Here is a 9,316-nt window from a genome sequence, read left to right as displayed (position 1 = left end):
CAACGGAACGAACGTCATCTACGTGGATCCCGAGAACGACGTGGTGGTCGTCGCCCGCTGGATCGCCAACAACGCCGTGGACGGGCTGGTGCAGCGGGTGATCGCCGCCACGAGCCGCCGCTGATCGAGAGGAAAAAACGTGATTTCGACGCTGGAGATCGAGGTGCGCTCCACCGAGCTGGACGCGCTGGGGCACGTGAACAACGCCAAGTACCTGGAATACCTGGAGTGGGGCCGGTTCGAGTGGGTGAAGGAGAACGGGATTCCCCTGGACTTCTTCGGGTCGTCGCGGCTGAGCACGGTGCTGGTGAACACCAACGTCAACTACCGGCGCGAGGCCCGCTTGGGCGACAAGCTGCGCATCCGCAGCTGGCTGGCGGAGATGGGGCGCAGCAGCTTTCGCGTGGGCCAGGAGATCGTGAACCAGCGCGACGAGCGGGTGGCGGACGCCATGATCACCTCGGTGATGTACGACACCCACACGCGCACCAGCGTCTACATTCCCGACGACCTGCGGGCGAAGCTGGAACCGCTGGTGCGCCCCTGAACAGAACCGGCGTGCTCACGGGTGAGCACGCCGGTTGCGGAGGGGGCGCGGACGCGAAGGAACTTCCTCTTCACCGACTCAGGACCATGGCCGGATCCGCTCGTCCCTCGCCCAGAGACCCGATGTCGCCTACCAAGCGATTCTGGGCCGTGATCTTCATCCTTCTGATCCTGGTGGGGTTCGGCGCCCTGGTCCTGACGCACCTCAAGAAACGCGAACCCGGCTCCGGCATGTTCGGCTCGTCCGCGCCGGCCGACACGCGCTGGAGTTGATCCCCATCAGCGCTCCAGGTGCCAGTTACGACGTGCGTGGACCACGCGCAGGATTTCCACGTGCTCTGCACGGACGCGATAGATCACACGATACCCGCCGTACGGAATTTCGCGTCGGGATGAGCCGGGCAGTTCAGGGAGCGAGTGCCCGCTGTTCGGGAACTCGGCCAGCCTGCTGACCGCGTCCCGGAGACCGGTCAGCCAGTCAGCAGCGACGCGTGGGCGGTCGCGCGCGATGTAGCGGACCGCGCGATCCGCCTCCCGTGCGGCGCGGGGCGACCAGAGTACGTTCACCGGCCGGCGTGCTTCTGCAGAAGGTCCGCAAAGACGTCCTCGTGCAGCCGGCCCAGCCCCGCGTCAAGCTCCGCCTCGGCTTCGAGCAAGCCCCCGAACAGCTCAGCCTTGTAGCGCAGGTCGTCGTACTCGGCTTCGTCAACCGCGACAGTGGGGCGCTGGCCGGCGGGCGCGCCGTACACCACTGCCGGCTCCGCCACCCCCCGCGACGGCACGCTGGGGTAGAGGTACTCGGGCTCCCGCCCGGTTGCATGCGCGGCGAACCACAACGCGGCCGCGATCCCCTCCGGCTCCAGCCCGGGATAGGCGGCCAGCACCTCGCCCTTGGTCTGCCCGCAGGCGAGCGCCTCGATGATCTCGTCGACGGGCGCGTCGCTGCCAGCAACCAGCGCGCGCCCCGTCTTTCCGTCCCGATAAACGAACTGCTCCGCCATTGCGCCTCCTCGTCCATTGCGTCCGCATACAATGTAGCGACGGCACCGGGCGAGGGGAAGCTTCCTCTCAGAGCGGGATGTTCGCGTGCTTCTTGGGCGGGTTGCTGTCGCGCTTGTTCTGCAGCATGTCGAGCGCGCTGATCACCCGTGCGCGCGTCTCGCGCGGGTCGATCACGTCGTCCACGTAGCCGCGGGCGGCGGCGGCGAACGGGTTGGCGAAGCGCTCGGCGTAGTCCGCCTGCTTGGCCTCGGCCGCCTGCGCCGGGTCCTCGGCGGTGGCGATCTCGCGGCGGTACAGGATCTCCACCGCGCCCTTGGCCCCCATCACCGCGATCTCGGCCGTGGGCCAGGCGTAGTTGATGTCGCCGCGGATGTGCTTGCTGCTCATCACGTCGTACGCGCCGCCGTACGCCTTGCGCGTGATGATGGTGACCTTGGGCACCGTGGCCTCGCAGAACGCGAACAGCAGCTTGGCCCCGTGCCGGATGATGCCGCCGTGCTCCTGCGTAACGCCGGGCAGGAACCCGGGCACGTCCTCGAAGGTGAGCAGCGGGATGTTGAAGCAGTCGCAGAAGCGGACGAAGCGCGCCGCCTTTACCGATGCGTCGATGTCGAGCACCCCCGCCAGCACCGCCGGCTGGTTGGCCACGATCCCCACCGAGTGGCCGCCCACGTGCGCGAAGCCCACCAGGATGTTGCCGGCGTAGTCGGCGTGCACCTCGTAGAACTCGCCGTCGTCCACCACGCGTCGGATGACGTCGTGCATGTCGTACGGCTTGTTGGGATGGTCGGGAACGATGTCCAGCAACTCCTCGTCGGCCCGGTCGAACGGGTCGTCCGTGGCGCGGCGGGGCGCGTCCTCGGCGTTGTTGCGCGGGATGAACTCGAAGAGGTGGCGGATCTTGTGCAGGCACTCCACCTCGCTCTTCACGGCGAAGTGCGCCACGCCCGACTTGGCCGCGTGCGTGGCCGCGCCGCCCAGCTCCTCCATCGTCACGTCTTCGTGCGTCACCGTCTTCACCACGTTGGGCCCGGTGACGAACATGTAGCTGGAGCCCTGCACCATGTAGATGAAGTCGGTGATCGCGGGGCTGTACACCGCGCCGCCGGCGCAGGGGCCCAGGATGGCCGAAATCTGCGGGATGACGCCCGATGCCAGGGTGTTGCGGAGGAAGATGTCGGCGTAGCCGCCCAGGGATACGACGCCTTCCTGGATGCGCGCGCCGCCGGAGTCGTTCAGCCCGATGACCGGCGCGCCGTTCTTGAGCGCCAGGTCCATGATCTTGACGATCTTCTCAGCGTGAGCCTCGCTCAGCGAGCCGCCGAAGATCGTGAAGTCCTGCGAGAAGACGTAGACCAGGCGGCCGTGCACGGTGCCGTAGCCGGTGACCACGCCGTCGCCCAGGTAGCGCTCGTTCTCCAGCCCGAAGCCGGTGGCGCGGTGCACCACGAACCGGTCCAGCTCCACGAAGCTGCCCTCGTCGAGCAGCACGTCCAGCCGCTCGCGCGCGGTGAGCTTGCCGCGTTCGTGCTGCGCCTTGATCCGCTTTTCGCCGCCGCCCAGCTCCGCCTGCCTGCGCAGCTCCTCAAGGTGCTCCAGCTTTTCCCGCATCGACATCGCGTGCCGCCCGTGCTCTCTCGTGGTAAGGATCCCGGAAAGGGCGGCAATCTACCACCTGCGTGCGCCGCTCGCACGGGTGGGCGCACCAGCGGGAGGGGCGCAGCCGGTGATCCCGGCTGCGCCCCCCGTCACCTGCCCGTCGAAAGCGGTGTCGGTCCGCCCGTTGCGATCGCCGCGAATCAGCGGCGCGACTGGGCCAGGTCCGAGGCCGCGGGCTGGCACCACGGCCAGGGAGGGGTCGTCCGCGCGCGGGCAGCGGATGCGCTCGATCCACGCACGCCACCGTCCGTGCGCAGACCCAGTGCGCGCGTGAGCCGCGCGGCCTTGCCACCCTCACGGTCCAGCACGATCGTACGGGGGGCCGACGGGAGGACGCAGACCGCCTGGCGCTGCTCGGGAGTGAGTACGTGATGAACGGCTTCGGCCGCGCGGCGGTTGTTTTCCGCGATGGCCGAAAGCACGGGCTTGGCACCCGGGCGCAGCGCCAGCGCGAACGCCGGGGGACGGTTCCCCCTGGCGACGCCCGCGCGCCGGTGCAGCTTTTCGTTCATCACGTCCCAGTCGCGGGCGATGGAATCCAGCGCGGCCACCTGCGCCGCCGAAAGCGACAGGCGCGCCCGCTCGCTCAGCAGCGCCAGCACGGGTGGCACGTCGGCGCGCGCTCGCTCGGCGCGGGGCGCGGGCTCGGGGGCGGGCGCCACCGCGGGAGCGGACGGCGCGCAGGCCGCAGCGGAGGTAGCGAGCAGAATCATCGACAACACACGCGATTTCACGAGCTCCTCCTGTGGTTGAAGGGTTCGGGGGTCGTCGGCCGGGCTCGCCCGGACCGCCCGGGGCGGACTGCATCCGCTGGACCAGCAGTGTCGGCCAATTCGGCAGACTGGGCGGGCACGGTTCTGCCGTGCTGGTCCGTCCGCGCACCAACATCTACCTCCTCGTTCAGACACGAATGCCACGCTTCGATCGCGTTCTGCTGCTCGCCCTGGCTCTGGCGGTTGCGCCGGGCTCGTCAGCCGCGCAGACGGTCGCCGGCACCGTCGTGGATCGCTGGACCAGCGCGGCCATCCCCGGCGCGGTCGTGGTGCTGCTGGACACGGCCGGCGGGCGCCACGATGCCACGGTCAGCGACGCGCAGGGCCGGTTCGCGGTCCGCGCATCCTCCCCGGGCGCGTTCCGGGTTCGCGCGGAGCGGGTGGGGTACTCTACCGCGTTGTCGCCCGTGCTCGCGCTGGCCGCGGGGGAGCAGGCGACGCATTCGCTCTCCATCGTGCCGTCGGTGGTCACGCTGGACGCGGTCGTGGCGCGCGGAGCCCGCCGCCGGTGCACGGTGCGCCCGTCCAACGGCGTGCAGGCCGCCATCGTGTGGGAAGAGGTGCGCAAGGCGCTGGAGGCCGCCGACGTCGCGGCACGGCGGCAGACCTACCAGTTCCGCCTGCGCCGGTTCCGCCGCGTGCTCAGCGATTCCCGGCTCCCGACGCGGGACACGTCGTCAGCCGTGGAAACGGGCTTTAGCGATCATGCCTTCCGCTCCCCCTCGCAGGACCGGCTGGTGGCGCACGGCTACGTGGAATCGGAGGGCGACACCCTGGCGTTCCACGCGCCCGATGCTCCTACGCTGCTCTCGGATGCGTTCCTGGACCATCACTGCTTCAGCTATCGCGCGGGACGGGGAGCGAACGCGGGGCTGGTGGGGCTGGACTTTGCCCCCCTGCGCACCCGCCGCCTCCCTGAAATCCGCGGTACGCTGTGGCTCGATGGAAGGACGGGGAAGCTGCGCTTCGTGGACTACACCTACGTCAACCTGCCGTACGAACGCGCCGGGGCGCCGCTGGGGGGGCGCATCGAGTTCGCCCAGGTGCGCGGCGGCGGGTGGATCGTGAACCGCTGGACCATGCGCATGCCGGGGACGGTGATTCGGCACCGTGGCCTGAACCCGGTGGTGATCGGCATGGTGGAAACGGGAGGCGAGGTGGTGGAGGTCCGCACGGCCGCCGGCGAACCGGTCAGCATCCAACCGTAGCAGACACGATTGCAGCAATGCTTGCAGCGGCGGCCGGAGCGGATGATCTTCCGCTCCGGCCGCCGTTCGTCCGTTTCCACCGATCCCAGTCCGTACATGATGCTCCGCCTCGTCCTCCCGCTGCTCGCCGCTGTCCTCACCGCCGCCGATGCCGCGGGCCAGTCCCCCGCCCCGCGGCCCCGGGCGCGCGACGCGGGCGTGGCCATCGGCATCCTGCCGCCGGGCCCGCTGAACGCCATCACCGACGTGGCCGGCGTGCGCGTGGGCCAGGTGACGGTGTCGGAAGGCGACAGCGTGCGCACCGGCGTGACCGCCATCCTGCCGCACGGGGGCAACGCGTACCGCGAGCGGGTGCCGGCCGCCATCCACGTGGGCAACGGCTTCGGCAAGCTGCTGGGTGTCACGCAGGTACGCGAGCTGGGGGAGATGGAAACGCCCATCCTGCTCACCTGCACGCTCTGCGTGTGGAACGCCGCGGACGCGATGGCAGCGTGGATGCTGCGGCAGCCGGGAATGGCGGAGGTGCGCTCCATCAACCCCGTGGTGGGCGAGACGAACGACGGGCTGCTGAACGACATCCGCAGCCGCCCCGTCCGCGCGGAGCACGTGATCCGCGCGCTGGAGACGGCCTCGGACGGGCCGGTGCGCGAGGGGGCGGTGGGTGCGGGGACGGGAACGGTGGCGTTCGGGTGGAAGGGCGGCATCGGCACCAGCTCGCGCGCGCTGCCGTCCACCCTGGGCGGATACACGGTGGGCGTGCTGGTGCAGAGCAACTTCGGGGGCGTGCTCTCGATCAACGGCGCGCCCGTGGGACGCGAGCTGGGACGGTACGCCTTTCAGCGCGAGCTGGGCGCCGCCGCGCGGGGACCGCAGGACCGCGGGGACGGAAGCATCATGATCGTGGTGGCGACGGATGCGCCGCTGAGTGCGCGCAGCCTGGAGCGCCTGGCGTCGCGCGCCATCGTGGGGCTGGGCCGGACGGGCGCGTCGATGACCAACGGCTCGGGCGACTACGTGATCGCGTTCTCCACCGCGGCCGAGGTGCGCCGGCAGTTCGGAGCCCGCACGCCGGCGCCGATGGCGGACCTGCCGAACGACGCGATGTCGCCGCTCTTTCAGGCCGTCGCCGAGGCCACGGAAGAGGCCATCATCAACTCCCTTTTCGCCGCGGAGACGACGACGGGGAGCGGCGCCACCGTCGAGGCGCTGCCCATCGACCGCGTGATGGAGATCCTGCGGCGGTACAACGCGTTGGGATGGGACCAGCGGCTGGCGCACTGAGGGGGGAAGTGCGGGAGTGCGAAAGTGCGAAAGTGCGAGAGTGCGAAAGTGCGAGAGTGCGAAAGTCGGAGAGGGGATGGATCTGGTGCGTTGCGAGTGAGGACGGCGCATGCCTCGGCGGGCCCCTCCCCCGGCCCCTCCCCGCATGCTGCGCATGCGGAGAGGGGAGAATTCGATCGCGCTCCGGAAGGTGCGGCGGGTGCCGGTGCACGGTGAAACGGTCGCGCCACACGGGCGAGGAATTCACGAAAGCTGACAGTCCACGAAGGTGGACTTCGTGTGTTTGTTGCAGCGAATTCATTCGCCCGTGCCACTTTGGAGCCGTGAAAATGTCCCGGTGCTCACGCGAGCCTTGCGAACCCGTATCCATCCGTTTCAATATCCAGGATCTGCTGCTGCACGTCTCCGGCACAGCCCCGCCCCAACATCCACACCACCGGCCGATGGACGCAAAGGACGCCTCCGAGCTGATCAGCGAAATCCGCGAAGAACGCGCGGAAGCCGAGCACGATGAGAAGTTCCGCTCGCGCGCCGCCCTCATGATCGCCTTCATGGCCATGCTGCTGGCCATCGGCAGCCTGGGCGGGGGGAACGTGGCGGAAGACATGATCCACAACAACATCAAGGCGAGCGACACCTGGGCGTTCTTCCAGGCTAAGAACGTCCGCCAGACGCAGTACAAGCTGGCCGTAGACCAGCTCACCGCCCGCCTGGCCGATCCCTCCCTGGGCACTGCGGAGCGGAGCGCGCTGGAAACGCAGGTAGCCAAGTACAAGGAGACCATCGCGCGCTACGACGACGAGCCCGACCGGGCGGCGCCGCAGGACACGCTTCGCGGCGAGGGCAAGAAGCAGCTTGCCGCGCAGGCCCGCAGCTACGAGCGGCTGCGCGAGCGGGCGAGCGCGCAGGACGCCAACTTCGACTTCTCCGAAGTGGCGTTCCAGCTGGCGCTGGTGCTGGGGTCGGTCGCCATCCTGGCCATTTCGCGCCCCGTGCTGGGCATCGCCATCGGGCTGGGCGTGCTGGGCACCCTGTTGATGATCAACGGCTTCGTGCTCCTCTTCCCGCTGCCGTTCTAATCGATCTCCAACTTTCGCACTCTCGCACTTTCGCACTCTCGCACTTACTTTCAATGCTCCTGCCGGAGCCGCATCACATCCCCTGAATCCAGACCGGAGAAGCGCCATGCGCGGATTTCTCGTGACCCTTGCCCTGCTGGCGGCCGTGCCCGCCTGCGCCCAGCACCAGCACGGCGGACAACAGCCCGCCACACCCGCTCAGCCGGCCCGGCCCGCGCAGCCCGCGTCCGGGCAGGCGCAGGGGCATGCCCACGGAGCCGAACACGCCCACGGCGGCGGGCACTCGCACGCGATGCCGCAGGGCTGGACGGTGCGCTTGGACCGCGCCAACGCCGACGCGTCGCAGGTGATGTTCATGGAGATGGATGGCGGGCTTCACGCGGAGCTCGGGCCGGCGGGCATCTTCTACAACCCCGCGAACTCGCCCAGCGGCGCGTTCCGCCTGGCGGCCAGCTTTACGCAGAACAAGCTGTCGGCGCACCCCGAGGGCTATGGGCTGATGATCGGCGGGCGCAACCTGACGGCCGACAACCAGGACTACGCGTACTTCCTGGTGCGCCAGGACGGCAAGTTCACCATCAAGCACCGCGCCGGCACCGAGGTGCACACCCTGACCGACTGGACGGAGCACGCCGCCGTCGCCCGCCCCGACGCGCAGGGCCGCGCGACCAACGCGCTGGCCATCGAAACGGGCAGCTTCGGCACGCGGTTCCTGGTCAACGGCCAGGTGGTCGGCACGTTTGGCCAGGAGCTGAACACCGCCGGCGTCGCCGGCCTGCGGCTGAACCACAACATCGACGTGATGGTGCGCGGCTTCGGCGTGACGCCCCAGTAAGCGCTTCCACCACGATGACGATCGGCCGCCCGGCACTTCGCCGGGCGGCCGATTCTCGTTTTCCGCTCGAGTGCGATGGCCCCCCGTCTACCGCGCTGGGGGCGCGGTCCGGGGCGCCACCAGGATGCCGAGCGGAACGCGCCGCCAGCCGGGGTATCGCAGCGCGCGTCCCCGCGCCGGCCGAACCAGCAGCTGGGCGCTGATGCCGCCGTCCAGCAGCACCGCACGTCGGCATCCCAGCGCACCCATCAATCCCGCCATCTCGGGAACGGTAAATCCCAGGGGTGCGGTAGACAGGGCGCCGCCCAGGGCGTCGAAGCGCGTCAGCGCCACCAGCACCCGCCCGTCGCGCAGCTCGCCGATCGCCAGCCGACCATCCCGGTGCCCCAAGTCGATGTCCCGCGCGCCTGGGCGAAGCGCGGCGGGCACCTGGCCGTCGTTCACCAGGAGCGCGGGATACGACTGGATGGCCCACGCCACTCCGCCCGCGCGCCGCACCGCCCCGATGCTGTCGGCGCCGACGAAGCGGATTCGCCCCGCCGCGTCGGCGACCACGGCCATGGAGAGCGGGCCGGTCCCGGGGGCGCGCAGCTCGCGGCCGTCGCGCACCGTCCATCCCCACGGTGTTCCGCCACTGAACTGCCCGGCGTTGAAGGCCACCACCGCGCCGGACCCGGCGCTGTCCACCGTCCAAGCGCCCGCCATCCCGTCCGCCACCCGCGCCTCGTCCAGCGTCAGCCGGTGAAGGCGCGGGTCAATACGAACCAGCACCACGCGCACCCGCCACGCTTCGCCGCCGCCTGCCACGCGGATCTCCCCGGTTTCCACCCCGGGCCGCACCGTGCGCCAGCGGACCTGGCGGGTGACCGTGGGGAGCGGGCCGGCCCAGCGCGCGGGGGCCGCGTCGGCGCGCCAGAAGCCGCGCCATCCCGC

11 protein-coding genes are annotated in these 9,316 nt (G+C 70.1%); 6 read left to right on the top strand and 5 right to left on the bottom strand.

What is annotated here, in order from left to right:
• The first annotated feature begins 139 nt into the window (after positions 1–139).
• Complete coding sequence (locus VIB55_RS17615) at positions 140–547, top strand: thioesterase family protein (RefSeq protein ID WP_331877981.1); 408 nt, start codon at positions 140–142, stop codon at positions 545–547.
• 149 nt (positions 548–696) lie between these two features.
• On the top strand, positions 697–819 hold the full coding sequence (locus VIB55_RS17610; RefSeq protein WP_331877980.1) for a hypothetical protein: 123 nt from the start codon (positions 697–699) through the stop codon (positions 817–819).
• A 6-nt stretch (positions 820–825) separates the two neighbouring features.
• On the opposite strand, the gene VIB55_RS17605 is transcribed toward VIB55_RS17610, so the two are convergent.
• The 4 genes from VIB55_RS17605 to VIB55_RS17590 form a co-directional block, all read right to left on the bottom strand.
• A complete protein-coding gene (locus VIB55_RS17605) occupies positions 826–1,113 on the bottom strand; it encodes a type II toxin-antitoxin system RelE/ParE family toxin (protein ID WP_331877979.1) in 288 nt (95 codons plus the stop codon).
• Positions 1,110–1,547 carry a DUF433 domain-containing protein gene (locus tag VIB55_RS17600; RefSeq protein ID WP_331877978.1) on the bottom strand — a complete coding sequence of 146 codons (438 nt, stop codon included), beginning with the start codon at positions 1,545–1,547 and terminating at the stop codon, positions 1,110–1,112. Before VIB55_RS17600 ends, VIB55_RS17605 begins: the two co-directional genes overlap by 4 nt.
• A gap of 67 nt (positions 1,548–1,614) precedes the next feature.
• A complete protein-coding gene (locus VIB55_RS17595; protein ID WP_331877977.1) occupies positions 1,615–3,159 on the bottom strand; it encodes an acyl-CoA carboxylase subunit beta in 1,545 nt (514 codons plus the stop codon).
• 188 nt (positions 3,160–3,347) lie between these two features.
• Positions 3,348–3,941 (bottom strand): hypothetical protein, encoded by a 594-nt coding sequence (locus tag VIB55_RS17590; protein ID WP_331877976.1) that lies wholly within the window; start codon positions 3,939–3,941, stop codon positions 3,348–3,350.
• Positions 3,942–4,117: 176 nt separating this feature from the next.
• Here VIB55_RS17590 and VIB55_RS17585 point away from each other — a divergent pair, with 176 nt between their 5' ends.
• The 4 genes from VIB55_RS17585 (at position 4,118) to VIB55_RS17570 (ending at position 8,383) form a co-directional block, all read left to right on the top strand.
• Complete coding sequence (locus VIB55_RS17585; RefSeq protein ID WP_331877975.1) at positions 4,118–5,188, top strand: carboxypeptidase-like regulatory domain-containing protein; 1,071 nt, start codon at positions 4,118–4,120, stop codon at positions 5,186–5,188.
• A 96-nt stretch (positions 5,189–5,284) separates the two neighbouring features.
• Positions 5,285–6,469, top strand: coding sequence for a P1 family peptidase (locus VIB55_RS17580; protein ID WP_414681879.1), 1,185 nt, complete (start codon positions 5,285–5,287; stop codon positions 6,467–6,469).
• A gap of 443 nt (positions 6,470–6,912) precedes the next feature.
• Positions 6,913–7,548, top strand: a complete 636-nt coding sequence (locus tag VIB55_RS17575; RefSeq protein ID WP_331877973.1) for a DUF4337 domain-containing protein — start codon at positions 6,913–6,915, stop codon at positions 7,546–7,548.
• 106 nt (positions 7,549–7,654) lie between these two features.
• The gene (locus tag VIB55_RS17570; protein ID WP_331877972.1) at positions 7,655–8,383 is read left to right on the top strand and encodes a hypothetical protein; all 729 of its coding nucleotides are present in this window, start codon (positions 7,655–7,657) and stop codon (positions 8,381–8,383) included.
• A gap of 87 nt (positions 8,384–8,470) precedes the next feature.
• Here VIB55_RS17570 and VIB55_RS17565 read toward each other — a convergent pair.
• A partial coding sequence (locus VIB55_RS17565; protein WP_331877971.1) for a phosphodiester glycosidase family protein occupies positions 8,471–9,316 on the bottom strand: 846 nt, incomplete at its 5' end.

It is taken from the genome of Longimicrobium sp., from assembly GCF_036554565.1.
Taxonomy (GTDB): Bacteria; Gemmatimonadota; Gemmatimonadetes; order Longimicrobiales; family Longimicrobiaceae; genus Longimicrobium.
This window is presented reverse-complemented; position numbering and strand designations above follow the sequence as displayed.

Bases quoted from the DNA above. Each gene is read 5' to 3' on its own strand.
- VIB55_RS17595 (WP_331877977.1), bottom strand. From the start codon at position 3,159: ATGCGGGAAAAGCTGGAGCACCTTGAGGAGCTGCGCAGGCAGGCGGAG.
- VIB55_RS17580 (WP_414681879.1), top strand. From the start codon at position 5,285: ATGATGCTCCGCCTCGTCCTCCCGCTGCTCGCCGCTGTCCTCACCGCC.
- VIB55_RS17600 (WP_331877978.1), bottom strand. From the start codon at position 1,547: ATGGCGGAGCAGTTCGTTTATCGGGACGGAAAGACGGGGCGCGCGCTG.
- VIB55_RS17585 (WP_331877975.1), top strand. From the start codon at position 4,118: ATGCCACGCTTCGATCGCGTTCTGCTGCTCGCCCTGGCTCTGGCGGTT.
- VIB55_RS17575 (WP_331877973.1), top strand. From the start codon at position 6,913: ATGGACGCAAAGGACGCCTCCGAGCTGATCAGCGAAATCCGCGAAGAA.
- VIB55_RS17570 (WP_331877972.1), top strand. From the start codon at position 7,655: ATGCGCGGATTTCTCGTGACCCTTGCCCTGCTGGCGGCCGTGCCCGCC.